The organism is Actinomadura sp. 3N407 (assembly GCF_052245875.1).
Taxonomy (GTDB): Bacteria; Actinomycetota; Actinomycetes; order Streptosporangiales; family Streptosporangiaceae; genus Spirillospora.
Genome location: NZ_JBQQBP010000004.1, coordinates 133435 through 156839, shown reverse-complemented (window position 1 = coordinate 156839; position 23405 = coordinate 133435). Strand labels below are relative to the sequence as shown.

Genomic DNA, 23405 nt, shown 5'->3' with positions numbered 1-23405 from the left:
GCCTGGCCGTCCGCGGGCCCGTCAGAGCTGGGTCTCCGCGTAGTCCCCGGGGGAGAACTCGATGCGGGGCTGGGAACGCTCCAGGAGGTCGAAAGCCTCGGGGACCGTGGTCGTCCAGCCGATCGCGTCCCAGATCCGGTGGCGGGTGAAGCCCTGCTCGGTGAGGCCCTCCATCAGCTCGCGGAGCGGGTCGTACACGCCGGTCGGGTCGAGGATGACGACGGGTTTGTCGTGCATGGCGAGGACCCGGGCCGTCCACACCTCGAACAGCTCCTCCAGCGTTCCGATGCCGCCGGGCAGGATGAGGAACGCGTCGCTGCGGCGGTCCATCTCGCCCTTGCGGGACCGCATGTCTCCGGTGACGATCAGCTCGTCGTTGTCCTCGTCGGAGATCTCGACGCTGACCAGGCCCTCGGGGATCACCCCGACGGTGCGGGCGCCGCCGGCCCGCGCCGCGCGGGCGACGGCGCCCATGCACGACACCCGGGCGCCGCCGCTGACGAGGCTGTGGCCCCGCCCGGCCAGCTCGGTGCCGACCTGCGCGGCGAGGTCGACGTATCGGCGGTCGATCCTCCCGCTGGACGAGCAGAACACACAGACGGCCAGAGGCTTCGCGGATTTCACCGGGCCAATCTAACCGGTCAGTGGGCGGACACGTCCCTGCGCCGGAAACCGGCGAGGCCGAGGACGGACAGGGCGGCGGTCAGCGCCACGAGCCAGCCGAAGGGCGCGGCGGTGAGCGCGTGGCCGGGGAGCTTCGGGATGTGGGTGAACGGCGACACGTTCATGATCCACTGGTTCAGGTCGAGCGCCGCCCCGAACATGGAGATCACCGCGAAGACCGCGACGGCCGCCCAGACCGCGCCGGTGAACCGGGGCGCCAGGCCGAACAGGGCGAGCGCGATCGCCGCGACCAGCCACACGGCGGGCAGCTGCGCCAGCGCCGCGCCGAGGACGCGGGGCAGTTCGCGGCCGACGTCGCCGACGTTCAGGCCGTGCGCCAGCCCCGCGGCGGTGCCGGCGACGGTCAGCGCGGCGGCGGGCCCCAGCAGCGAGAACATCAGGTGGCTCGCCGCCCACCGCAGCCGGGCGGTCGCCGTGGCGAGCAGCGGCTCGGCGCGCCGGCCCGCCTCCTCCGTGCGCAGCCGCAGCGTCGCCGACACCGCGTACGCCGCCGCGATCAGGCCGAGGATGCTCATCGCCGAGGCGAAGAAGGCGTCGATGATGCCGGGCTGCCCGCCGATGCTCGTGAAGAACTTCTTCAGCTCGGGGTTGTCCGCCACCATGTCCTTCACGCCGCCCGCGACGCCGCCGTACACCACGCCGAGCGCGGCGAACCCGGCGAGCCAGCCGTACAGGGGACGGCTCTGCAGCCGCCAGCCGAGCCCGAACGGGCCCGACAGCCGGGGCGCGGCGCCGGCGGGCCCGAGCTTCGGCGGCAGGATCCCCGCGCCCACGTCCCGGCGCGCCGACAGCGCCCCGGCCGCCGCCACCAGGACCGCGACGAGGGCGGCGATCAGCGCCAGAGTCCACCAGCGTTCCCCGCCGTAGGGACGCATCCGCTGCGCCCAGCCGAGCGGGGACAGCCAGCCGAGCCACGACAGCGCGTTGCCCTCGCCGCCGACGTCGGCGGCCATCCGGACCACGAACGCGCCGCCGAGCGCGCCGATCGCCGCTCCCCTGGCCGCGCCGGCGCCCTCGCTGAGCTGCGCGGTGACGCCCGCGACCGCCGCGAACACGCAGCCGCCGGCGGCGAGCTGCAGGCCGAAGGCCAGCGACCCGGCGAGCGGCAGGCCCTGCGCCGTCATTCCGGCGGCGAGCAGCACGGCGATCACGAGGTTCGCCGCCATGGTGACGGCGAGCGCGGCGGCCAGGGCCGCGCCGCGCCCGGTCACCGTGGCGCCGAGCAGCTCGCGGCGTCCCGCCTCCTCCTCGGCGCGGGTGTGCCGGATGACCGTGAGCACGCTGATCAGGCCGATCACCACGGGGAGGAACCCGGCGCGCTGGACGATGACGCCGCCGAGATCGTTGCTGTACAGCGGCCCGTACAGCGCCAGGAACGTCGGGTTCGTCCCGGTGGTCCCCGCGTACTGGAGCCGGTCGGTGACCGTCGGGAGAAGCTCCTCGGTGGCGGCCGCGAAGTTGACCGGGATGAGAGCGGCCACCAGGACCCAGGCCGGGAGGAGGAACCGGTCGCGCCGCAGGATCAGCCGGACCAGGCCCCCGGTTCCGGCAAGCGCTTTCATCCCCGCCTTCTGTGGGGGTACGGCCTCCTGCGACCCTCGTTTCGCCTCGCTCATCGCGCGGCCCCCTCGACCAGCTCCTCCTTGTAGTGCCGCAGGAACAGCTCCTCCAGCGTCGGCGGCCGGCTGGTCAGGCTCCGGACGCCGATCTCGGTGAGCTGCCGCAGCGCGTCGTCGAGCCGCGGGGTGTCCACCTCGAACCTGATGGTGGTGCCGTCGATCCGGACGTCATGGGCGCCGGGCAGCGGGAGGCCGTCCGGCGGCGCCGCGAGCTCGGCGTGGATCGATGTGCGGGTCAGATGCCGCAGCTCGTCCAGGGTGCCGGACTCCACCGCGGCGCCCTTGCGGATGATCGTCACCCGGTCGCACAGCGCCTCGACCTCGGACAGGATGTGGCTGGACAGCAGGACGGTCCGTCCTTCGTCGCGCGCCTCGCGGACGCATTCCTGGAACACCTCCTCCATCAGGGGGTCCAGGCCGGACGTGGGCTCGTCCAGGAGCAGCAGCTCGGCGTCGGAGGCGAGCGCGGCGACGAGGCCGACCTTCTGCCGGTTGCCCTTGGAGTAGGCACGGCCCTTCTTGCGCGGGTCCAGCTCGAACCGCTCCAGCAGCTCGGCCTTGCGGCCCGCGTTCGTCCCGCCGCGCATCCGGCCGAGGAGGTCGATCACCTCGCCGCCGGACAGGTTGGGCCACAGCGTCACGTCCCCGGGCACGTAGGCGAGGCGGCGGTGCAGTTCGGTCGCGTCGTGCCAGGGGTCGCCGCCGAGCAGCCGGGCCGTGCCCGCGTCCGCGCGCAGCAGGCCGAGCAGGATCCTGATGGTGGTCGACTTCCCGGAGCCGTTCGGGCCGAGGAAGCCGTGCACCTGTCCGGGCTGGACGGTCAGGTCGAGACCGTCCAGGGCGCGTGTCCGGCCGAAGTTCTTGACCAGGCCGGAGACTACGACGGGGGGCGTGTGCGTGGTCACCGGTTCTCCTCCCGGGAGGGCTGTGCGCCCTCGGTGAGCATGGACTTCAGGGCGGTGCGCGCCTGCTCGGACAGTTCCGGCGTCAGGGGCCTGTCGTCGTAGATGTCCAGCATCGCGAGGGCCATCCGGGGGTACCCCTCGCCCATCAGGACGTCGCCGCCCAGGGCGCGTGACAGGTGTTCGTGAAGGACGATCAGCCCGATGTTCATCGCGGTCATGACGGTCGCGTAGGCGTGCAGATCGTCGGTCTGCGGTTCGGATATCCCAGGCGATCCGCGGCTCAGGATCTCCTCGCTGAACTCGACGGCGTCGTCGAACAGCGTGCGTGCGGCCTCGGAGTCGTCGGTCATGGCGCGGGCCATGTAACGCTGGATGGGCAGGGCCGTCCGCATGGCGATCGCCATGAAACCGGGGTTGGCCATTCCCCCGCTGAGCGCCTCCTGCTTGACCTCGCGGATGACCTCGATCACATGCTCGTCGCACTCCCGGCGCAGCGCCTCCTTGGTCCCGTAGTGGTGCTGGACCAGGGCGGGCGAGACGCCGGCGGCCTTCGCGATGCCCCGGATCGTCGCGCCCCGCACGCCCAGCTCGGCGAACTGCAGCAGCGCCGCGTCCCTGATCCGGGCGCGACCCGTCAGATCCTCGGGTCGCTCACTTCCTGACATCCTCAACCGCCTGTACGCATGTTCAGTAGCCTGTACGTTCGTACACTGTACTCCCGTACAGGCGGGGGTGTCCAGGAGAGGTCAGGCGTTTCCGGGGAGCTCGCCGAGCGTCACCTTGACCTGCTTCTTCGAGCCGTCCTGCTTCTGGATCTCGACCGTCACGACGTCGCCGGGCTTCATGTTCGCGAGCACCGACGACAGGGCCGTCTGCGTAGGCGTCGCCGTGCCGTTCACCGACAGGATCAGGTCGCCCGCCTCGATGCCCGCCTTGGCGGCACCGCTGTTCTCCACGACCTCCACGACGGCGACCGCGGACCGCCTCCCGCTCTCCGGGTCGACGAGCGTGCGCACCACCACGCCGAGCGCCGCGCGGCCGGAGTCGGACACCTCCCCGGTCCGGATGAGCTGCGGGACGATCCGCTTGACCGTGTTGCTCGGCGTCGCGAACCCGATGCCGGCCGCCGCGCCGCCGATCGACGGGTCGGAGGCCGCGGCGGTCGGGACGCCGATCACCTTCCCGCTCAGCGTGACCAGGGCGCCGCCGCTGTTGCCCGGGTTGATCGGCGCGCTGGTCTGGATCGCCTCGGCGATCGTCGAGCCCGGGAAGTCGCCCTCGCCCTGGGTCGACACCGTCCGGTGCAGCGCGGACACGATGCCGCTGGTCACACTTCCGGCCAGGCCCAGCGGGTTGCCCATGGCCATGACGATCTGCCCGACCTCGGCCTTGCTGGAGTCGCCCCACGCCGCCGGCTTCAGCGACACGCCGTCCACCTTGACCACGGCCAGGTCGTCGGGCGGGAAGGCGCCCACGAGGTTCGCCTCGTGCGGCGAGCCGCCGCTGGACGCGGTGACCCGGATCTGCCGCGCCCCGGCGACCACGTGCGCGTTGGTGACGACGTGCCCCTGGTCGTCGAACACGACCCCCGACCCCTCGCCCTTGCCCGTCTCGATCTTCACCACCGACGGCAGCACGGCATCGACGACCTGCTCGTACTGCTGCTCCAGCTGCGCGGCCGCCCCCGTCGCCGGCAACGGAACCCGTGCCCCCGCCCCCGCCGACTCCGCGTCGTCGCCGCCACCGCTGCATCCGGCGACCAGCACCAGTCCCATCGCCGCCGCACACGCCTTGATCTTCGCGTTCCTGTTCACGCTCCACCTCCAGGCAGACTTGTTCCCGTCTCCTGGAGAACAGGCATCGAACCGCACCCCGACTTCGCCGCGCCGCCCACCCGGCGACGATCATCGAGAGGGCGCCGCCGGGGGCGCGCTGGAGGACCGGCTCGCCGCCCACCGCCGGTCTCGACGGTGGGCGCGAGTCTTCACGCGCCCCCTGGGCCCGCCCCTCAGACGGCGATGTCGCGGCGGTTGAGGCGCCAGGTGCCCACGGTGATCAGCGCGGCGGACACGGCGAGGAGGACGAGCGCGTGGCCGGGCTGGAAGCCGTTCCTGAGGGGCTCGCCGCCGATGTAGTAGTGGAAGGGCGAGAGGTACCGCAGCCGGTCCGCGCCGAGCTGGGACGCGAACCCGTTGAGGGCGTAGGCGAGGATCCCCGCGCCGGCGGTGACTCCGAACACCACCGCCCGGCGTCCCAGGGCCGCGCCGAGAGCCATGGCGAGCGCGCCGAACGTGATGGACAGCAGCGCGACGCCGAGGCATTGGGCCGCGAACTCCCCCACGCCGATGCCGCCGAGTTCGGCGGGCGAGCGGATGGCGAGCATGGCGCCGAGCAGCACCGCCGCGATTGCGGCCGCGCCCGCGGCGAGGGCGGCGAAGCGCTGCAGGACGAGCCGCGTGCGGCGTAGGGGATGGGCCAGCAGCAGGTCCAGATGACCGGACTCCTCATCGGTTCCGATCATCCGGGAGCCGGTGGCCGCGCCGTGGAACATCGCAAGCATCGGGACCAGCAGCCCGAACACGCTCCCGCCGAGGTAGCCCGCCGCGGAGGTCATGTCGTCCAGGTTGAGGCCCTGCCGCATCGCCTCCGGCATGCTCTCGGCCGCGTCGGCTCCGGCGCCGTCGGCCATCTGCGGGTAGAAGCTCGCGTACATCATCGCGACGGCGCTGACGGCGACGATCCAGGCGGCCAGGACGCGCCGGTCGTCCCAGAGGGTCTTGGTGAAGACGTTGCGCAGGGCGATGTCAGACATGGCTGGGCTCCGTGCCGGTGTAGTAGCGGAAGAAGAGGTCCTCGAGGTCCGCCGAGTCGGCGTGCAGTCCGATGACGGTGTGGTGCGCGGCGGCCTTGACCAGGGCATCGATGCCCTGAGGGGTCGTGATCCGGCAGGTGAGCACCGTGCCGTCCTCGGTGTCGCCGGCCCGCACGTCCGAGACGCCGGGCAGTGCGGCGAACTCCTCGGCGGCGACGGCCCCGGCGAAGTTGACGCGCACCTGGAGGAACGATCGGGCGCGCAGGCCGGCCATGGTGTCCAGGGCGACCAGCGCGCCCTCCCGGATGATGGCGACGCGGTCGGCGACGGCCTCGACCTCGGCCATGATGTGGGAGGACATGAACACCGTCCGCCCCGCGGCCTTCGCCTCGCGGACCAGGTCGAGGAACGTCTGCTGGACCAGCGGGTCGAGCCCGGACGTGGGCTCGTCCAAGATCAGCAGCTCGGGTTCGTGCATGAACGCCTGCACCAGGCCGACCTTCTGCCGGTTGCCCTTGGACAGCTTCTTGATCCGCGCACCCTGGTCCAGATCGAGGCGTCCGGCCAGTTCGCCGATGCGGGACGCGGCGACCCCTCCGCGCAGGTTGCCGAGGAACGTCAGGCACTCGCGGACGGTCTGGCGCCCGTCGACGACGAAGTCGCCGGGGAGGTAGCCGACCCGGCGGCGCACCTCGATCGCCTGTGCCCGGGGGTCCAGGCCGAGCACCCGGGCGGTCCCGGAGGTCGGCCGGATCAGGTCCAGCAGCAGCCGGATCGTGGTCGACTTGCCCGCGCCGTTGGGGCCGAGGTAGCCGAACACCTCGCCCTCCTCCACCCGGACGGACAGCCCGTCCAGGCCGCGGCGGGTCCCGTAGGTCTTCGTGAGCCCGTGAAGCTCGATCGCTGGACTCATGCCATCGACATTAACATTCTCTTCAGAGATTTTTGAAGACTCTGAGATGATAGGATCTCGGCGATGATCCAGAGATGGGGGACGACCTTGACGGACGGCGGCGTCGCGGCGGAGCGGCTGGCCCTCGCCCTGACCCAGGGCGGCATGCAGAAGGCGACCGCGCGGGTCCTGGCGGCCTTCCTGTTCAGCGAACGGGACAGCGTCACCGCGGGCGACCTGGGCGGGGAACTGGGGATCAGCTCCGGATCGGTGTCGGGCGCGATCAAGATGCTGAGCACGGTCGGCCTCATCGAACGGGCACCGGCACCGGGCAGCCGCCGTGAGCACTACCGCCTGCGCGAGGGGGCCTGGGCCACGCTGATGTCCGCGCAGAACGCCATGCTCCAGACGATGATGGACAGCGCCGAGGAGGGAATCGCCGCCACCGCCGAGGACAGCCCCGCCCGGCGTCGCCTGACCGAGATGCGCGACTTCTACGCCTACCTGTTCCGCGAACTCCCCGCCGTCATCGAACGCTGGGAGACCGGACGCGGCGCCCCCGGCGGCTGACGCGGCCCGGACCAGCCCGGACGGGCGGCGCACTCCGGCCCGGTAGGTGAACGCACCCGGCCTCCACAGGTCTGTGGGACGCGGCGCATGTTCTCCCGGCAGAAGGGCAGACGACCCGGGGGAGGTCGTCATGGGTCCGCAGATGCCGGAGAGAAGTGCGAGCACGGTCGTCCGGGCGGGGGCGCGCGGGCTCGTCGCCGCGATGGCGATGACCGGTGTGCGGACCGTGACCGCGGCCATAGGGCCGCACGAGCAGACCCCGCCCGAGGCGATCGTGGAGAGACATGTGCCGATGCTCCGGAAGCTGCCCGAACGGCACCAGCAGGCCCTCACCGAGCTCCTCCACTGGACGTACGGCGCGGCCGGCGGCACGGTGTACGGGCTGCTGCCCCGCCGGGTCCGCGGCAATCCCGCCAGCGGCCCCGTCTACGGCCTGGCGATCTGGCTCGGCTTCGAGGTCGGCATCGCCCCGCTGCTCGGCGTCAGGCACGTACACGAGCACGGTTTCGAGTGGCGGGCCGTGGTCGCCCTGGACCATCTCCTGTACGGCATCGTCGTCGGCGGGCGGCTCGCCCCCGAACCCGCGTCCAACCGCCCGCGCACCCGCCGCGCGGTCAAGGCTCTTCGACGCAGGAGTCCAGGTAAGGGGCGAGTTCTCGTGCCACGGTTGTGAGCGGGCGGACGTTCTGCTCGGCCCTCGCCATCAGGATCGCCCCCCGCGCTGGGACACGGCCGGTCGGACATGGCGGCGGTGCTCCACGCGATCGCGTCCCGGACGGCGTCCGGCCGCGACACCGGCTGAGGGCCGGGTCACTCGCCCGCGTTGTCCTTCGCGTCCGCCTGGGCGCGGGCCTCGATGATCTCCTGCTCGGCGCGGGTGTGCCCCTCGACGATGATGCGGACGACCTCGTCCGGGTCGTCGGTGAGGTGGATCAGATCGAGGTCGTGGGGGGAGATCTTGGCGGAGGTGAGCATGGTCGAGCGGATCCACTCGATCAGGCCGCCCCAGAACTCGGTGCCGACGAGCACGATCGGGAACCGGGTGATCTTCTTGGTCTGGACGAGGGTGATCGCCTCGAACAGCTCGTCCAGCGTCCCGAAACCGCCGGGCAGCACCACGAACGCCTGCGAGTACTTCACGAACATCGTCTTGCGGACGAAGAAGTAGCGGAACTCCAGCCCGATGTCGATGTAGTCGTTCAGCTTCTGCTCGAAGGGCAGCTCGATGCCGAGGCCGACCGACAGGCCGCCGCTCTCGTCGCAGCCCTTGTTGGCCGCCTCCATGATCCCCGGGCCGCCGCCGGTGACCACGGCGTAGCCGGCCTCGTGCAGCCGGGCGCCGATCTCCACGCCGACCTTGTACTCGTCGGAGTCCGGCTTCGTGCGGGCGCTGCCGAACACGCTGACCGCCTTGGGCAGCTCCGCCAGCAGGCCGAACCCCTCGACGAACTCCGCCTGGATCCGCAGCACGCGCCACGGGTCGGCGTGCACCCAGTCGACCGGGCCGCGGCCCTCCAGCAGCCGCTGGTCGGTGGTGGTCTTCGGGACGGCCTTCCCCCGCAGCATCGCGGGCCCCTGCCGTCGCGAGGGGGAGTGAGGAGTCGAAGTCATGGGGCCACGTTAGTAGGCCCCTCCAGCCACGTGCGCATACGTCGCTCGCACTCCGCTATCAGGGGAATTTCGACGTACTCGTCCCTGGTGTGGGCGAGGGTGGGTTCGCCGGGGCCGTAGTTGACGGCCGGGACGCCGAGTTCGGCGAAGCGGGCGACGTCCGTCCAGCCGAGCTTGGCGCGGACGCCGGCGCCGCTCGACGCGACGAACGCGGCGGCGGCCGGATGCGTCAGCCCGGGACGCGCGGCCGACGCGCTGTCGGTGACCTTCACCTCGAAGCCGCCGAAGATTTCCCGGAGGTACGCCTCGGCGTCGGCTGCGGACTTGTCGGGCGCGAACCGGTAGTTCACCGTGACGACGCATTCGTCGGGGATGACGTTGCCCGCCACGCCACCGCCGATGAACACGGCGTTCAAGCCCTCGTGGTACTCCAGGCCGTCCACGACCGGACGGGCCGGCTCGTACGCGCGGAGCACGTCCAGGATCCGTCCTGCGGCATGGATCGCGTTGGAGCCCATCCACGCCCGCGCGCTGTGCGCCCGCTCCCCCGCCGCCTTCACCTCGACGCGCACCGTGCCCTGGCAGCCGCCCTCGATCTGCGCGCCGGTCGGCTCCATCAGCACGGCGAAGTCGCCCGCGAGCAGGTCCGGGCGGGTCTTCGCGAGGCGCCGCAGCCCGTTGCGCTCGGCCTCGATCTCCTCGCACTCGTAGAAGACGTAGGTGACGTCGCGCGTCGGCGCGGTGACGGTCGCGGCGAGACGCAGCGCGACCGCGACGCCGCTCTTCATGTCCGTCGTGCCGCAGCCGTAGAGCCGGTCGCCCACCACCCGGGACGGAAGGTTGCCGTTCAGCGGCACGGTGTCGAGATGCCCGGCCAGGACGACCCGTTCGGCGCGTCCGAGATCGGTGCGGGCGACGACGCTGTCGCCGTCGCGTTCCACCGCCAGATGCGGGAGCGTCCGCAACGCCTCCTCGACGGCGTCGGCGAGGGGTTCTTCCGCACCGCTCACCGACTCGATGTCGACGATCGCCGCCGTCAGGTCCGCGACGTCCGAGAAGAGATCCAGGCCCATGTTCAAGTCTTATCATCGCGTCGTGGACATGACTGTGCTGGAGTGCGCCGTCCACTGGGCGGTCCCCGCAGACGAGCCCGGGATGCGCGCCCTCCTGGACGACGGGGAACGCGACCGCTACGAGCGTTTCCGCCGCGCGGAGGACAAGGCCCGCTTCGTCACCGGGCGGTTCCTCGCGCGGACGACTCTGGCCGAGGTCACGGGCCTGGATCCGCGGGACGTCCGGTTCAGCACCGACTGCCGGCACTGCGGCGGCGCCCACGGCAAGCCGCGCCTCCCGGGGACCGGTGTGGACTTCTCGCTCTCCCACTCCGGCGACCGCGTCGTCCTCGTCGTCGCCGAGGGCGCCGAGGTCGGCGTGGACGTGGAGCGGGAGAGCGACCGCGACATCGACCGGCTCGCCGAGATGGTCCTCGCCGCCCCCGAGCGGGAGGCGCTCGCGGCCATGCCCGACCGCAGGCGCGGCTTCCACTCGTACTGGAGCCGCAAGGAGGCGCTGCTGAAGGCGACGGGCCACGGACTGGCCGCCCCGATGACGGCGATCCGCGTCTCCGCGCCCGACGAGCCCGCCGCGGTCCTGTCGTGGGACGGCGAGGCGGCGGTCTCCCCCGTCCGCCTGGCCGACCTCACCCCAGGTCCCGGCTACGCCGCCGCGGCCGCCGTCCTCACCGGCCGTCCCCTCAAGATCACCGAGGTCACGTGTTGACGCCGTGGTCGCGGAGGATGTCGTTGAGGGACGCCTTGTCGTGCCGCTGCCCCTCTTCGAGACGCTTCAGGATGAGCACCGCCGGGAGCCCGAACGTCCCGCCCTTGAACTCCTTGGAGCGGGTGCCGCCGACGGCGACGCACCAGTCCGGGATGCGGCCGCGGCTGATCTCCTCGCCGGTCTCCACGTCGATGACCGGCATGGACGCCGACAGGTTCGTCCCCGAGCCGACGACGGCGCCCTTCCCGACCCGCGCCCCCTCGACGATCATCGAGCGGCTGCCGATCATCGCCTCGTCCTCGATGATCACCGGCTTGGCGTTCGGGGGCTCCAGGACTCCGCCGATGCCGACGCCGCCGGACAGGTGGACGTTCCTGCCGACCTGGGCGCAGGACCCCACGGTCGCCCACGTGTCGACCATCGTGCCGGAGTCGACGTAGGCGCCGATGTTGGTGAACGACGGCATCAGCACCACGCCGGGCGCCAGGTAGGAGCCCCAGCGGGCGATCGCGCCGGGGACGACGCGGACGCCGTCCAGGCGGCTCTTCAGCGGGATGCGGTCGTGGTACCGGAAGTCGCCGACCTGGGAGCGCACCATGCCGAGGACCTTGAAGCTCAGCAGGATCGCCCGCTTGGCCCGCTCGTCGACGATCACCTCGTCGGACGCGGGGTCGATGTGGGCGACGCGGGCCTCGCCGGCGTCGATCTGGTCGACGGCGGCCACGATGGCGGCCCGCGCGTCGGCGTCCTCGGGAGTGAGGTCGGCGCGCCGCTCCCACAGCTCGTCGATGCCGCCGGAGATCGGGCTGGTGAACGATTCGGTCATGCCTCCTGAGCTTAGTGGTGGCCATCTCCCGGTACCGTCTTCGCGTGGCTGTTTGGGCGAGGTTGAGGACACGCCCCGATGGGAGGGCGAACGGCGGCGGCGGCAAGCGGCGCCGTCGCGGCGGCCTGGGCTGGGCGGCGGGCCTGTCGGTCATCGTGGTGCTACTGGCGGTGGGCGGTTACGCGCTGTTCCAGCGCGCCCGGCCCTACCTGCACGGGTCCGGCTGCGAGGTGACGTCGAGCGCCGGGAAGATGCCGCTCGACCTGGAGCAGGGCGCGAACGCCGCCACGATCGCCGCCGTCGCGTTCCGCAAACGGCTGCCGGAGCGGGCCGTGGTGATCGCCTACGCGACCGCGATCCAGGAGTCGCACATGCGCAACCTCCCGGGCGGCGACCGCGACTCGGTGGGCATGTTCCAGCAGCGCCCGTCGCAGGGCTGGGGCACCCCCGACAAGCTCCGCGACCCCGTCCAGTCCACCAGCAAGTTCTTCGACGCCCTGGTCAAGGTGAAGGGCTACCTGGACCAGGAGCTCCACGTCGCGGCGCAGGAGGTGCAGCGCAGCGCCGACGGCCGCGCCTACGCCCAGCACGAGGACGAGGGCGAGGTCCTCGCGCTGGCGTTCACGGGACGCGAGCCGGGCACCGCGCGCTGCTGGTACCCGCCCGACAAGGTGACCGAGTCCCGCCGCCCGGAGGCGATCCGGGAGATGCGCCGCGCGTTCGGCGGACGGCTCCGGGTGAGCGGCCCGAGCCCCCTCACGGCGGGCGCGCCATCACGTCCGGACTCCTGGAACGCGGTGAAGGTGACCAACGCGCGGGCGGGCTGGGCGGTCGCGGCGTGGGCGGTGACGCACGCGCAGGTGTACGGCCTCAGCGAGGTCCGCTACGCGGGCAAGCACTGGGAGGCCGACGCGGGCCACGACGGCTGGACGCCGGACGAGTCGGCCCCCGACGACAACGTCATCGTCAAGTGACCGGGTCATCGTCAAGTGACCGGCGGCCGGGCGTAGAACGGCCGAGCCCCGCTCCGATCCGGAGCGGGACTCGGTCAAAGCGGGCTCCGCGCAATACGCGGTCACCTTCGCCTTGATCGCCTCTCGGTTGCGCACTTCGCGTGGCGCGCCGAGGTCTCAGACCTGCTCATCGCTCCTTCGCGAATGCGACGGCCGCTTCGGTCACGGCCACGACCTCTTAGAGCGCGCGGACGTGCTCGGCCTGCTCCCCCTTGGGGCCCTGGGCGGAGGTGTACTCCACCCGCTGCTCCTCGCGCAGGGCGGTCGGGGGCCGTGGTCTCTATTTGGCCGGGACAGGCTCGGGGGCGGGGTCCGAAGGGACCTCCTGGGCTTCGCCGTTGGTGTTGGCGGCGCGTAGGGCGACGATGGCGGCGGCGACCAGGAAGATGGCGCCGACCAGGAGTGCGCGGGAGAAGCCCGAGGTCAGCGCCTCGGGGATCGGGGTCCCGTCGGCGAGCAGGCCGTCGGTGCGGGACGCCGCGACCGCGGAGAAGATCGCGAGGCCGAGTGCGCCGCCGAGTTGCTGCGAGGCGTTGAGCAGCGCGGCGGCGAGACCGGCCTTGTCCGGTGGGACATTGGCGTTGGCGGCCGTGGTGACGGACACGAACGCGAAGCCGAGCCCGAACGAGGTGACCATCAGGCCGGGCAGCAGGTCGGTGAGGTAGTGGCCGTCCACCGGGATGCGCGACAGGAGGTAGAGGCCGGCCGCCGCCAGCAGCAGGCCCGTGATCATCACCGGCCGCGTCCCGGCGCGGGGGATCAGCTTGGTCGAGATGCCGGCGGCGATGCCGACGCCCACGCAGAGCGGCAGGTAGGCCGATCCGGTCTCGAGCGGCGAGTAGCCGAGGACGTTGACCATGTAGAGGCTGAGGAAGAAGAACATCGACAGGAATCCCGCCACGGCGACGAGCTGGGTGACGTCCGCCGCGGCGAGGCCCCTGATCCGGAAGATCGACAGTGGGAGGAGAGGATTGCGGCCGCGCTGCTCGTTGAGGAGGAAGGCGAGGAGGAGGGCCAGGGAACCGGCGAGGCCGCCGACGGTGCGCGCCGTGTCCCAGCCGGCGTCCGGGGCCTTGACCAGGGTGTAGACGAGCAGGAGCATCCCGCCGGTGACCAGGACCGTGCCGAGGATGTCGAAGTTCGCCAGGCGGGCGCTGCGGCGGTCGCCCTCGACGAGGAGGAACAGGCCGGCGATCACGATCGCGCAGACCGGGACGTTGACCAGCATCACCCAGCGCCAGCCCGGTCCCTCGGTCAGCAGGCCGCCGAGCAGCACCCCGGCGGCGGAGGCGCCGCCGGCGACGCCGCCCCAGACGCCGAGCGCCTTGGCGCGGTCGCCGCCCTCCTTGAACATCGTCGTCAGGATCGACAGGGTGCCCGGCAGCATGAGCGCGGCGCCGACGCCCTGGGCGAGCCGTGCGCCGATCAGTGCTCCGGGGGCGGTCGCGAGGCCGCCGACGACCGAGGACAGCGAGAACAGCACCGTCCCGGCGACGACGACGCGGCGGCGGCCGAGCAGGTCGGCGAGGCGACCGCCGAGCAGCATGAACCCGCCGTAGGTGAGCAGGTAGCCGGACGGCACCCAGGCGAGGTCCCGGACGGAGAAGTCCAGGTCGTCGCGGATGGCGGGCAGCGCCACATTGACGATCGAGGCGTCGATGAAGTCCAGGAACGCGATCGCGCACAGCAGCGTCAAGGTGATCTTGCCGCGTCCGGTCGCGAGGAAGGACGGCTGAGAATCCGTCATGGTGACCCCCTTCTGCGAACTTTTCGCGACCAATGAGCGGTCCGGGGGCGGAGAGTGTGACACCGGGGGCCGGGGATGAGGGCCACATCACATTTCGGGCCGGGATGTCACACTCGGGGTGGCGGTTCGTCTCTCAGGGGGGAGCGCACAGGAGGTCGAGACATGCTCGAAGGCACCGCCGAGGACACCGCGACACGGGTGTTCGCCGATCACCGGGAGCTGCTGTTCTCGGTCGTCTACAACCTGCTCGGAAGCGTCGCCGACACCGAGGACGTCCTGCAGGACACGTGGCTGGCCTGGGCGTCCAGGAACGGCGCCGAGGACGCGGAGGAGATCGAGAACCCGCGCGCCTACCTGGTGCGGATCGCGGTCAACACCGCGCTCGCCCGGCAGGCGCTGATCAGCCGGCGCCGCGAGACGTACGTGGGGCCGTGGCTGCCCGAGCCGCTCGTGAGCCACGCGGACGCCGGTGAGTCGGTGGAGCGGACGGAGGCGGTGTCGATGGCGCTGCTCGTCGTCCTGGAGACGCTGACGCCGCTGGAACGGGCGGTGTTCGTCCTGCACGAGGTGTTCGGCTACCCGCACACCGAGATCGCGCCGATCCTGGACCGGAGCCCGTCGGCGGTGCGGCAGCTCGCGCACCGGGCGCGGGAGCACGTCCACGCCCGGCGGCCCCGCTACCAGGCCGACCCGAAGGTGCAGCGGCAGGTGACCGAGCGTTTCCTCCAGGCGGCGCTCGGCGGCGACCTGGAGTCGCTGCTGGAGATGCTGGCGCCGGACGTGACGATGTGGAGGGACGGCGGTGGCCTGCCCGGGACGATGCTGCGGCCCGTGCACGGCCGCGACCGGGTGGCGCGTGTCATCGTGGGGACCACGAAGCGCCACCGGCCCGAGAACCTCGGCATCCGCTACCGGACCGTCAACGGCGACCCGTCGGCCGTGCTGTTCGACGACGACGCGCCGTTCGCCGTCATGGTCCTGGACCTCGCGCCGGAGGGCGACCGGATCCGGGGCGTCTACGCCGTCGCCAACCCCGACAAGCTGGCCCGCATCGAGGACGAGTGAGTCAGGGCTTGGGGAGCATGCACATGGTGTCGAGGCCGAGGACGTGGTTGAGGCGGCCGAACGCCAGCCACGAGCCGATGCACATGCTCAGCTCCACGATTTCGAGCTGGGTGTAATGCGCGGTCATGCGGTCCCAGAACTCGTCGTCGAGGCCGTGGTGGTCGAGGGCGTACCGTTCGGCGTATTCGGCGGCGAGGCGGGTGCGGTCGTCGAAGGCGCCGGTGGTGCGCCACTCGGTCACCGCGTCGGCGAACTCGTCCTCGACCTTCTGGCCGTCGCGTTCGGTGCGCCAGTCGAGGCAGAACACGCATCCGTTGATCTGCGCGATGCGCAGCCGCGCGGCCTCGAACTCGCGGAGGCCGAGGGTGGTGTGCGCGTACACCGCGAGGGACAGGTGCGCGGCGGCTGGGCCGATGCCGGGCACCATCTCGCCCCACACGTACTCGATCGCGTCCTTGCCCTCGGGGACGTCGATGTTCACGGCGCGGTCCCTCCCGTCGTCTTTCCGAGTTTGCCGACGGCGGGACGCAGGGGGACGTCGAGCGCGTCGTAGAGTCCGGGTTCGGCGTCCACGAGCCAGTCGACGGCGCCGACGAGACGTCCGACCGCGGTGGCGTTGCCGCCGGCGGCGCGGTTTCCCTCTTCGTCGGTGGCCTCGACCGTGACCTCGATGCGCGGGTCGCCCTCGATGACGACGCGGTGCGCGCCGTCGCCGTCCGGCGGCGAGGGCCAGTCGGGGGCACAGGACGGGTGGATGCGGGTGACGTGCTCGATGACGATGCGGGGTTCGCCCTCGACGATGCCCTGTACCTCGAACCGCACCGCGCCCTGGGTGCCCTTCTCGAAGTCGCCCATGGACGTCGTGGTCACGGTGGCGTCGAGGGGGAGGCGGTCCACGGTCTCGCGGATCTCGTCGAGGTCGACGCCGAGGGCGCGGGCCATCAGGCGGATCTGCCCGCCCCACACCATGGTCGGGACGGTCGCCGCGAGCATGGGCGGCTCGTAGTCCATCGGCTGCCCCATGCCGACGAGGTACCGGACGGAGTCGGGCTGGTCGTAGGTGGAGTAGTCGAAGATCTCCTGGCAGCGGATCACGTCGATGGTGCCGCCGAGCCCGCTGATCAGCAGCGGCAGGACGTCGTTGCCCCAGCCGGGGTCGACGCCGGAGACGAACAGGGAGCCGCCGCCCTCGGCGACGGCGTCCAGGACCGCCTCCCGCATCTCGGGCGGGGCGTTGCGCTGGTCGTAGAGCGCGTACAGGGCGGGGGTGACGACGACGGCGCCGGCGCGGATCGCGCGGAGGATGTCGGCGAGGGCGTCGTCCGGGCGGATGTCGCCGGACGCCGCGTATACGACGGCCTGCGGGCCGGTGGCCAGGACGGCGTCGATTTCGGTGGTCGCCGCGACGCCGAGGCGGCGGCCGAGGCCGCCGAGATCGCCGGCGTCCCGTCCGTCCTTGCCGGGGTCGTGGACGATCACGCCGGTGAGTTTCAGCGCGGGGTGGGCCTCCACCGCGCGGATGGACAGCCTGCCGACATTGCCCGTGCCCCAGACGACCGCGGAGATCATGGCCAGAGGCTAACAAGGCGCCGCCCGCTTGCCAAGCAAGCATTTGGTTGACAGCCCGTAACCTGTTGCTACGGGTGCGTGATCGAACAAAAGTTACCTTCAGGTATGTAGTGACTTCCCTCACGTAGCGATATAGAACCTGTTCCAATCTCGTCCAGAGTGAGGGAGGTCACATGGCTGACTCCATGCCAGCCGGTCCATCCACCGCTATCTCGCGCCGCACGCTCCTCGCTGGAACCGGTTCTATCGTCGGGCTGGGCCTGCTGGGCCGCACCGGTCACGCCCGCGCCACGACCACCGCCGCCGCCGGACCGATCGGCAACGGGGCGCACGTCCCGGCACTGATCGTCGGCACCGGCTACGGCGGCTCCGTCGCCGCCCTGCGGCTCGCCCAGGCGGGCGTCCCGGTGCACATGATCGAGATGGGAATGGCCTGGGACACCCCCGGCTCGGACGGAAAGATCTTCGCCAACACCAGGACGCCGGACTACCGGTCGTACTGGCTCCGGACCCGCACCAAGCAGCCCCTCAGCAACTTCCTGGGCTTCCCGCTCGACAAGAACGTCCCCCGCTACACCGGGATCCTGGACGCCGAGGACTTCAGCGGCATCACCGTCTACCAGGGCCGCGGCGTCGGCGGCGGTTCGCTGGTCAACGGCGGGATGGCCGTCACCCCGCAGCGCGACCGGTTCGGCTACGTCCTCCCGTCCGTGGACGCCAACGAGATGTACAACGTCTACTACCCGCGCGCCAACGCCGGGCTCGGGGTCAACCAGATCGACCGGGCCTGGTTCGACAGCACCGACTGCTACCAGTACGCCCGGGTCGGACGTAAGCACGCCCAGCGCTCGGGCTTCGACTTCGTCTACGTGCCCAACGTCTACGACTTCGGCTACATGGAGCAGGAGGCGGCCGGGAACGTTCCCAGATCGGCGCTGGACGCGGAGATCCTCTACGGCAACAACCACGGCAAGAAGTCCCTCCAGCAGACCTACCTCGCCCAGGCCAAGGCCACCGGCAGGATCACCATCTCACCGCTGCACAGGGTGACCTCGGTGTCCCCGGCGTCCGGCGGCGGCTACACGGTCGTCATGGAGCAGCTCAACACCGGCGGCGACGTCACGGGCACCAAGACCGTGACCGCGGACAGGGTGTTCTTCGCGGCCGGCAGCGTCGGCACCAGCAAACTGCTGGTCAAGCTGAAGGCCACGGGCGCGCTGCCCAACCTGAACAACGAGGTCGGCAAGGGCTGGGGCGACAACGGCAACGTCATGTGCGGCCGCGCCAACCACATGTGGGACGCGACCGGCAGGCTCCAGTCGTCCATCCCCACGGCCGGCATCGACAACTGGGACGCCGGCGGGGCGTTCGCCGAGGTCGCGCCGCTGCCCACCGGCATCGAGACCTACGCCTCGTTCTACCTGTCGATCACCAAGAACCCGCACCGCGCCGCCTTCTCCTGGAACGCCGGGGCGGGCAGGGTCGACCTGAACTGGCAGACGGCGTGGAAGCAGCAGGGCATCGACATGGCAAAGTCGATCTTCGACAAGATCAACCGGAAGGAAGGGACGATCTACCGGACCGACCTGTTCGGCACCTACAAGATCTGGGGCGACCACCTCACCTACCACCCGCTCGGTGGAGCGGTCCTCAACAAGGCCACCGACAACTACGGCCGCCTGCACGGCTACTCCGGCCTGTACGCCATCGACGGCTCGCTCATCCCCGGCAACACCAGCGTCAACCCGTTCGTCACCATCACCGCCCTCGCCGAGCGGAACATCGAAAAGATCATCACGACCGATCTGTGACCGTTCCTTTGCCGACGCGTTGACGACGGTCCGGCCACGGGCGCGTGTGGCCGGACGTCCGGTGAATGGCCCGCCGCTGCCGGGGAAGCGGGTCCACATGGACATTCCCCGGACCCTCGTGCTCACCGGGCACTTCCCACCGGAGCCGGGCGGGGTGCAGACCTTTACCTGGGAACTGGTGCGCAGGCTTCCCGCCGACCGGCTGCTGGTGGTCGCGCCCGCCTGGCCCGGAGCCGCCGAGTTCGACGTACGGCTGGACTTCCCCGTCGTGCGGCGGCACGGCTACCTGCTGTTCCGCGGGCTCCGCCGGCTCGTCGCCGAGCACGGGACGGACGTGGGCTGGATCCCCGCCGCCGCGCCGTTCGCCATGTACGCGCCGCTGGTGAAGGCGGCGGGGGTGAAACGGCTGATCGGCTCCACACACGGCCAGGAACTCGGCTGGTTCCGGGCCGCCCCCACCCGCGGCGCGTTCCGGGCCGTGGCCCGCGCCTTCGACGCCCTCACCTTCCTCACCGCGCTGAGCCGCGACGAGATGGCCGGCATCCTCGGCGACCGGACACGGCTGGTGCAGCTCGCCGGCGCCGTCGACCCGGTCCGGTTCCGTCCCGGGCTGGACGGCGCGGCCGTGCGCCACCGGCACGGGCTCGGGGACGGGCCCGTGGTCGTCAGCGTCTCCCGCCTCGTCCGCCGCAAAGGCCACGACCGGCTGCTGGAAGCCTGGCCCGAGGTCGTCCGGCGGCACCCGGACGCCCGGCTGGTCATCGTCGGCGAGGGGCCGATGCGGCGGAGGCTCACCGACCAGGCGACGCGGCTGGCCCCCGGCACCGTCACGCTGACCGGGCCCGTCTCCGCCGCCGACCTGCCGCGCTACTACGCCGCCGCGGACGCCTTCGTCCTGCCGTGCCGGGACGAGCGCCGCGGGCTGCAGGTCGAGGGCCTCGGCCTGTCGGTCCTGGAGGCGTCGGCGGCCGGGCTGCCGGTCGTGGTGGGCCGGTCGGGCGGCAGCCCCGAGTCCGTCCTCGACGGGCGGACCGGGACCGTGATCGACGCGGCGAGCCGCCACGCGCTCGCGCGCACCCTGAACGGGCTGCTGGACGACCCGGGCGGCGCCCGCCGCATGGGCGAGGCGGGCCGCCGGTGGGTGTGCGACGAGTGGAACTGGGACCGCGCGGCCGCCCGGCTCGCCGACCTCCTCCGCGGCGCCCCCGCCGAACCCGCAGGACCCGCCGGACCCGCCGGACCGGCGGCCCGGCCGGAGACGCGGCTTCAGGACGCGGCACGGAGGGTGAGCCCCACATGGGACTCAAGGAGCAGCTGAACCGCCGTGACTTCCGGCGCCTCATGGTGGGGCAGACGGTCTCCTCCTTAGGCGACTGGATGGGCACGCTCGCCCTGATGTACTTCGTGCTGGAGCTGAGCGGGTCCACGACGGCGGTCGGCGGCGTGCTGGTGCTGCGCCTGCTGCCCTCGGCGTTGGGCGCGCCGGTGGCGGCGCGGATCGTCACCCGGTGGCGGCGGCGCAGCGTCATGATGAACTCGGATCTGGTGCGCATCGGCATGGCGCTGGCGCTGCCCGTCCTGCCGTGGCTGTGGTGGGTGTACTTCTGGGCGTTCGCCATCGAGGTCGTCGGGCTGGTGTTCCTCCCCGCCCGGGACGCCGCCATCCCCTACCTCATCGACGACCGCGACGAGAGCCGGCGCAAGGACGGCGAGGAGCACGACACCGGCACGCTGGAGGTCGCCAACGGCATCACGATGGCCACGTCCTACGGCATGATCCCGGTGGGCGCGGGGCTGTTCGGGCTGCTGCTGTGGCTGTCGAACAACGCGGGCTGGGAGGGCCACTGGCGCTATGTCGTGGTGTTCTGGCTGAACGCGCTGACCTACCTCGTGTCCTACTTCGTGATCCGGTCCATCCCGGACCTCGGCCCCGCGTCCGGGGAGCGGCGGACCGAGCAGCAGGAGGCGAAGCAGGGACGGTTCATCGACGCGCTGCGGCTCCCCGTGGTGCGCGGGGTGCTGCCCGGCGTCGCGGTCGTCGCGCTCGGGCTGGGCGCGCTGTTCTCGCTCGGCGTCGTGTTCGTCCGGAACGTCCTGGACGCGAGCGCGGTCGGGTTCGGGGGGCTGGTGGCGCTGTTCGGCATCGGCGCGATCATGGGCCTGGTGATCGTCCGGCGGGGGACGTGGAACCTGATGACGCAGATCCGGACGGCGACCGCGCTCCAGGGCGCGGTGATCGCCACGATGGGCCTGCTCGCCTCGACGACCTGGTCGTTCCTCGGCGCCGTGCTGTTCGGCGGCGCCGCCACCGCCGCGCTCGTCGGGGCCATCACCTACCTGCAGGAGAGCCTGGACGGCTACCGCCGCAACCTGGCCCTCACCGCGTTCCACGCCGTCCTGCGGTTCGGGCTGGCGCTCGCCGCGCTGCTGTCCGGCGCCGCGGCCGACCTGCTCGGACACTGGGACCCGACCCCGCTCGGCGTTGCACCGGCGCGGCTCGTGCTGGCCTTTTCCGGCCTGATCGTGATCGCCGGCACGCTCCTCATCCGAAGGTCCGGCGCGGGCTCCGGCCGGGAGCCGGAACCCGCGTGACCGGCGTCAGGGGCAGGCGGGGTACAGCCGCCGGGTGCCCGCACCGGCGTCGTAGGCGGCGCGGTCGCTGAAGCGGCACCCGTAGCCGGGATCGGCCACCACCCGCGGCTTCGTCGTCACGTCACCGGCCGGGCGCCTGCCGGTGCCGACCCAGCGGACCAGGTCGTCCCAGGCCGTCCCCACCTCGGTGGCGGAGAACTCGCAGTGCTGGGTCGTGCGGATGGCACGCTGCACGAGCAGCCGCGAACGGTGGTGCCGCGCCACCTCGGAGGCGTAGATCTGCTCCATGGAGAACGGGACGAACATGTCCCCCAGACCGTGCAGGCTCAGCACCGGAACCCCCGGCCGTCCGTTGATGCGCGGGATCTGGGAGAGCCGGTTCGACAACCGCGCCGGCAGGTTCTCGGGCCGCACCCTCTGCACGCTCGCGTTGACGTCGACCGGCTCGTTCGGCTCGTACCGGGTGAACAGGTTGGTCGATAGCTGGTCCGGGTTCTCGGCCAGGGTGGCGTCAGGGGCGGACGGGGCCGCCAGCGTGAACGGGAAGGCCTTCCAGAACGCGAACGACTGCTCGTCGCCGGGACGCGGCCCGCCCGTCCGGTTGACGGCGATCGAGCGGAACTGCTTCCCGCGCTCGTTCGTGGTGTCCGGGCCGCCCGGCGTCAGCCCGGTCAGCCCGAGGGCCTCCATGATCTTCGGGACGGTCACGGTCGCGTACTCGTCCGTCACCGGGTACTCGCGGACACCGGCCAGATCCTGGGCGACGAGGTTGTAGTCCAGGAAGAAGTCGAACAGTTCATGGTCGCCGAGCACCCCGCACATGGGCAGCGCGCCGTCGTAGTAGCGGGGGAACTGCTCGATCGAGCGCCCGATGACGTGGCCGCCCATCGAAACACCGACGATGAGGCGCTGCTTCGGCCGTCCCACCTTGTCGGTGAAGAGTTCGGCGACGTCCCGTGTGCTCAGCACACCGGCCCGGACGTCGTACCCGTTGCGGTAGTAGGACGACGCCGCCCACGCGTACCCCTGGTCGAGGAGCCGCTGCCGAAGCCCGAACGGCGGCGGCCCGACCCTCAGCACGTACCCCTGACCGGCGTACCCGTGCGCGTAGAGCGCCAGCTTGCCGTTCCAGTCCGGCGGCACCTCGATGATGTAGGCGGAATGGCGGTGCACACCCTGCGACACCCGCGTCGGCTCTCCGTCCACCTGGGCGGGCGGGAGCGGCGGATTCTCGATCGTGTACCCGGGAAGCGGCTGGTCGCCCGGCGTCCGGTCGGCATGGGCGGTCCCCGCCACGCCCAGCGGGACGACCAGGGCGAGGACGGTGGCGGTGAGTGCGATGAGGGCTCTGATGCGCATGATGCTCCTCTGGCAGAGATCCAACGCATTACATACCGTCCGGTCGGTTTGTGGAATGGAAAAGACCACATCCGGCCTCGCCACCCGGCCTCCGGCCGGCCCGGGAGGCGCGGCCGAGGTGGCGCGGCCGCGATGAGATGCTTGATCAAGACGAAGTACGAGATCAGCGAGGGAGATCACGCCATGGACTTCAAGCTGGAACTGGTGACGGTGCCCGTCTCGGACGTGGACCGCGCGAAGGCCTTCTACACGGAGAAGGTCGGCTTCAACGCCGACCACGACCACCAGGTGAACGAGGACATCCGCTTCGTCCAGCTGACACCGCCGGGTTCGGCGTGCTCGATCTCCATCGGCACCGGGCTCGGAGCCGACATGACCCCGGGCTCCGTCCAGGGCCTGCAACTGGTCGTCGAGGACGCCCACGCCGCCCGCGCCGAACTGGCCGGACGGGGAGTCGAGGTCAGCGACGTGCAGGAGTTCCCGTGGGGCCGATTCGTCTTCTTCAAGGACCCGGACGGCAACGGCTGGAACATCCAGCAGCCGTGATCCCG

General features: G+C 71.6%; 23 protein-coding genes. 9 read left to right on the top strand and 14 right to left on the bottom strand.

What is annotated here, in order from left to right; all coding sequences use genetic code 11:
- Nucleotides 1-21: 21 nt before the first annotated feature.
- The 7 genes from ACTWPP_RS11410 to ACTWPP_RS11380 form a co-directional block, all read right to left on the bottom strand.
- On the bottom strand, nucleotides 22-624 hold the full coding sequence (locus ACTWPP_RS11410; protein ID WP_443104157.1) for a TIGR00730 family Rossman fold protein: 603 nt from the start codon (nucleotides 622-624) through the stop codon (nucleotides 22-24).
- 17 nt (nucleotides 625-641) lie between these two features.
- The gene (locus tag ACTWPP_RS11405; protein ID WP_443104156.1) at nucleotides 642-2246 is read right to left on the bottom strand and encodes an ABC transporter permease; all 1605 of its coding nucleotides are present in this window, start codon (nucleotides 2244-2246) and stop codon (nucleotides 642-644) included.
- 50 nt (nucleotides 2247-2296) lie between these two features.
- Nucleotides 2297-3208, bottom strand: a complete 912-nt coding sequence (locus ACTWPP_RS11400) for an ABC transporter ATP-binding protein (protein ID WP_443104155.1) — start codon at nucleotides 3206-3208, stop codon at nucleotides 2297-2299.
- Nucleotides 3205-3873, bottom strand: coding sequence for a TetR/AcrR family transcriptional regulator (locus ACTWPP_RS11395; protein ID WP_443104154.1), 669 nt, complete (start codon nucleotides 3871-3873; stop codon nucleotides 3205-3207). The genes ACTWPP_RS11400 and ACTWPP_RS11395 overlap by 4 nt, the downstream gene beginning before the upstream one ends.
- Nucleotides 3874-3954: 81 nt before the next feature.
- The gene (locus tag ACTWPP_RS11390) at nucleotides 3955-5022 is read right to left on the bottom strand and encodes a S1C family serine protease (RefSeq protein WP_443104153.1); all 1068 of its coding nucleotides are present in this window, start codon (nucleotides 5020-5022) and stop codon (nucleotides 3955-3957) included.
- A 194-nt stretch (nucleotides 5023-5216) separates the two neighbouring features.
- Nucleotides 5217-6020, bottom strand: coding sequence for an ABC transporter permease subunit (locus ACTWPP_RS11385; protein ID WP_443104152.1), 804 nt, complete (start codon nucleotides 6018-6020; stop codon nucleotides 5217-5219).
- Nucleotides 6013-6933, bottom strand: a complete 921-nt coding sequence (locus ACTWPP_RS11380; RefSeq protein WP_443104151.1) for an ABC transporter ATP-binding protein — start codon at nucleotides 6931-6933, stop codon at nucleotides 6013-6015. Before ACTWPP_RS11380 ends, ACTWPP_RS11385 begins: the two co-directional genes overlap by 8 nt.
- Nucleotides 6934-6996: 63 nt before the next feature.
- On the opposite strand from ACTWPP_RS11380, the gene ACTWPP_RS11375 reads away from it, so the two are divergent.
- Complete coding sequence (locus tag ACTWPP_RS11375) at nucleotides 6997-7482, top strand: GbsR/MarR family transcriptional regulator (RefSeq protein WP_443104150.1); 486 nt, start codon at nucleotides 6997-6999, stop codon at nucleotides 7480-7482.
- 130 nt (nucleotides 7483-7612) lie between these two features.
- On the top strand, nucleotides 7613-8155 hold the full coding sequence (locus ACTWPP_RS11370; protein ID WP_443104149.1) for a hypothetical protein: 543 nt from the start codon (nucleotides 7613-7615) through the stop codon (nucleotides 8153-8155).
- A 137-nt stretch (nucleotides 8156-8292) separates the two neighbouring features.
- Here ACTWPP_RS11370 and ACTWPP_RS11365 read toward each other — a convergent pair whose 3' ends face one another.
- The gene (locus tag ACTWPP_RS11365) at nucleotides 8293-9093 is read right to left on the bottom strand and encodes a TIGR00730 family Rossman fold protein (protein ID WP_443104148.1); all 801 of its coding nucleotides are present in this window, start codon (nucleotides 9091-9093) and stop codon (nucleotides 8293-8295) included.
- The gene (dapE, locus tag ACTWPP_RS11360; protein WP_443104147.1) at nucleotides 9090-10166 is read right to left on the bottom strand and encodes a succinyl-diaminopimelate desuccinylase; all 1077 of its coding nucleotides are present in this window, start codon (nucleotides 10164-10166) and stop codon (nucleotides 9090-9092) included. Before dapE ends, ACTWPP_RS11365 begins: the two co-directional genes overlap by 4 nt.
- Nucleotides 10167-10194: 28 nt before the next feature.
- Here dapE and ACTWPP_RS11355 point away from each other — a divergent pair, with 28 nt between their 5' ends.
- A complete protein-coding gene (locus ACTWPP_RS11355) occupies nucleotides 10195-10872 on the top strand; it encodes a 4'-phosphopantetheinyl transferase family protein (RefSeq protein WP_443104566.1) in 678 nt (225 codons plus the stop codon).
- Here the strand turns inward: ACTWPP_RS11355 and ACTWPP_RS11350 are convergent.
- Nucleotides 10862-11698, bottom strand: coding sequence for a 2,3,4,5-tetrahydropyridine-2,6-dicarboxylate N-succinyltransferase (locus tag ACTWPP_RS11350; RefSeq protein WP_443104146.1), 837 nt, complete (start codon nucleotides 11696-11698; stop codon nucleotides 10862-10864). The two genes, ACTWPP_RS11355 and ACTWPP_RS11350, sit on opposite strands and share 11 nt — an antisense overlap.
- A gap of 44 nt (nucleotides 11699-11742) precedes the next feature.
- On the opposite strand from ACTWPP_RS11350, the gene ACTWPP_RS11345 reads away from it, so the two are divergent.
- Nucleotides 11743-12672 (top strand): hypothetical protein, encoded by a 930-nt coding sequence (locus ACTWPP_RS11345; RefSeq protein WP_443104145.1) that lies wholly within the window; start codon nucleotides 11743-11745, stop codon nucleotides 12670-12672.
- A gap of 319 nt (nucleotides 12673-12991) precedes the next feature.
- Here ACTWPP_RS11345 and ACTWPP_RS11340 read toward each other — a convergent pair whose 3' ends face one another.
- Nucleotides 12992-14458 carry an MFS transporter gene (locus ACTWPP_RS11340; RefSeq protein WP_443104144.1) on the bottom strand — a complete coding sequence of 489 codons (1467 nt, stop codon included), beginning with the start codon at nucleotides 14456-14458 and terminating at the stop codon, nucleotides 12992-12994.
- A gap of 162 nt (nucleotides 14459-14620) precedes the next feature.
- Here ACTWPP_RS11340 and sigJ point away from each other — a divergent pair, with 162 nt between their 5' ends.
- The gene (gene sigJ / locus ACTWPP_RS11335; protein WP_443104143.1) at nucleotides 14621-15523 is read left to right on the top strand and encodes an RNA polymerase sigma factor SigJ; all 903 of its coding nucleotides are present in this window, start codon (nucleotides 14621-14623) and stop codon (nucleotides 15521-15523) included.
- Between the two features lies 1 nt (nucleotide 15524).
- On the opposite strand, the gene ACTWPP_RS11330 is transcribed toward sigJ, so the two are convergent.
- Nucleotides 15525-16004: a carboxymuconolactone decarboxylase family protein gene (locus tag ACTWPP_RS11330; protein WP_443104142.1), complete on the bottom strand. Its 480-nt coding sequence runs from the start codon at nucleotides 16002-16004 to the stop codon at nucleotides 15525-15527.
- On the bottom strand, nucleotides 16001-17092 hold the full coding sequence (locus tag ACTWPP_RS11325; RefSeq protein WP_443104141.1) for an NAD(P)H-dependent amine dehydrogenase family protein: 1092 nt from the start codon (nucleotides 17090-17092) through the stop codon (nucleotides 16001-16003). The genes ACTWPP_RS11330 and ACTWPP_RS11325 overlap by 4 nt, the downstream gene beginning before the upstream one ends.
- Nucleotides 17093-17265: 173 nt before the next feature.
- Between ACTWPP_RS11325 and ACTWPP_RS11320 the strand changes: the two genes are divergently transcribed.
- The 3 genes from ACTWPP_RS11320 (at nucleotide 17266) to ACTWPP_RS11310 (ending at nucleotide 21495) form a co-directional block, all read left to right on the top strand.
- The gene (locus ACTWPP_RS11320) at nucleotides 17266-18903 is read left to right on the top strand and encodes a GMC oxidoreductase (protein WP_443104140.1); all 1638 of its coding nucleotides are present in this window, start codon (nucleotides 17266-17268) and stop codon (nucleotides 18901-18903) included.
- Between the two features lie 97 nt (nucleotides 18904-19000).
- The gene (locus tag ACTWPP_RS11315; RefSeq protein WP_443104139.1) at nucleotides 19001-20221 is read left to right on the top strand and encodes a glycosyltransferase family 4 protein; all 1221 of its coding nucleotides are present in this window, start codon (nucleotides 19001-19003) and stop codon (nucleotides 20219-20221) included.
- Nucleotides 20200-21495, top strand: coding sequence for an MFS transporter (locus tag ACTWPP_RS11310; protein ID WP_443104138.1), 1296 nt, complete (start codon nucleotides 20200-20202; stop codon nucleotides 21493-21495). Before ACTWPP_RS11315 ends, ACTWPP_RS11310 begins: the two co-directional genes overlap by 22 nt.
- Nucleotides 21496-21501: 6 nt before the next feature.
- Here the strand turns inward: ACTWPP_RS11310 and ACTWPP_RS11305 are convergent, their stop codons facing one another.
- A complete protein-coding gene (locus ACTWPP_RS11305) occupies nucleotides 21502-22854 on the bottom strand; it encodes a hypothetical protein (protein WP_443104137.1) in 1353 nt (450 codons plus the stop codon).
- A 141-nt stretch (nucleotides 22855-22995) separates the two neighbouring features.
- Between ACTWPP_RS11305 and ACTWPP_RS11300 the strand changes: the two genes are divergently transcribed.
- Nucleotides 22996-23400, top strand: a complete 405-nt coding sequence (locus tag ACTWPP_RS11300) for a glyoxalase superfamily protein (protein ID WP_443104136.1) — start codon at nucleotides 22996-22998, stop codon at nucleotides 23398-23400.
- Nucleotides 23401-23405: the final 5 nt, after the last annotated feature.

Excerpts from the sequence above, each read along its gene's own strand:
- ACTWPP_RS11405 (WP_443104156.1), bottom strand. The coding sequence starts at position 2,246 with ATGAAAGCGCTTGCCGGAACCGGGGGCCTGGTCCGGCTGATCCTGCGG.
- ACTWPP_RS11395 (WP_443104154.1), bottom strand. The coding sequence starts at position 3,873 with ATGTCAGGAAGTGAGCGACCCGAGGATCTGACGGGTCGCGCCCGGATC.
- ACTWPP_RS11385 (WP_443104152.1), bottom strand. The coding sequence starts at position 6,020 with ATGTCTGACATCGCCCTGCGCAACGTCTTCACCAAGACCCTCTGGGAC.
- ACTWPP_RS11380 (WP_443104151.1), bottom strand. The coding sequence starts at position 6,933 with ATGAGTCCAGCGATCGAGCTTCACGGGCTCACGAAGACCTACGGGACC.
- ACTWPP_RS11375 (WP_443104150.1), top strand. The coding sequence starts at position 6,997 with ATGATCCAGAGATGGGGGACGACCTTGACGGACGGCGGCGTCGCGGCG.
- ACTWPP_RS11370 (WP_443104149.1), top strand. The coding sequence starts at position 7,613 with ATGGGTCCGCAGATGCCGGAGAGAAGTGCGAGCACGGTCGTCCGGGCG.
- ACTWPP_RS11365 (WP_443104148.1), bottom strand. The coding sequence starts at position 9,093 with ATGACTTCGACTCCTCACTCCCCCTCGCGACGGCAGGGGCCCGCGATG.
- dapE (WP_443104147.1), bottom strand. The coding sequence starts at position 10,166 with ATGGGCCTGGATCTCTTCTCGGACGTCGCGGACCTGACGGCGGCGATC.
- ACTWPP_RS11355 (WP_443104566.1), top strand. The coding sequence starts at position 10,195 with ATGACTGTGCTGGAGTGCGCCGTCCACTGGGCGGTCCCCGCAGACGAG.
- ACTWPP_RS11350 (WP_443104146.1), bottom strand. The coding sequence starts at position 11,698 with ATGACCGAATCGTTCACCAGCCCGATCTCCGGCGGCATCGACGAGCTG.
- ACTWPP_RS11340 (WP_443104144.1), bottom strand. The coding sequence starts at position 14,458 with ATGACGGATTCTCAGCCGTCCTTCCTCGCGACCGGACGCGGCAAGATC.
- sigJ (WP_443104143.1), top strand. The coding sequence starts at position 14,621 with ATGCTCGAAGGCACCGCCGAGGACACCGCGACACGGGTGTTCGCCGAT.
- ACTWPP_RS11325 (WP_443104141.1), bottom strand. The coding sequence starts at position 17,092 with ATGATCTCCGCGGTCGTCTGGGGCACGGGCAATGTCGGCAGGCTGTCC.
- ACTWPP_RS11320 (WP_443104140.1), top strand. The coding sequence starts at position 17,266 with ATGGCTGACTCCATGCCAGCCGGTCCATCCACCGCTATCTCGCGCCGC.
- ACTWPP_RS11315 (WP_443104139.1), top strand. The coding sequence starts at position 19,001 with ATGGACATTCCCCGGACCCTCGTGCTCACCGGGCACTTCCCACCGGAG.
- ACTWPP_RS11310 (WP_443104138.1), top strand. The coding sequence starts at position 20,200 with ATGGGACTCAAGGAGCAGCTGAACCGCCGTGACTTCCGGCGCCTCATG.
- ACTWPP_RS11305 (WP_443104137.1), bottom strand. The coding sequence starts at position 22,854 with ATGCGCATCAGAGCCCTCATCGCACTCACCGCCACCGTCCTCGCCCTG.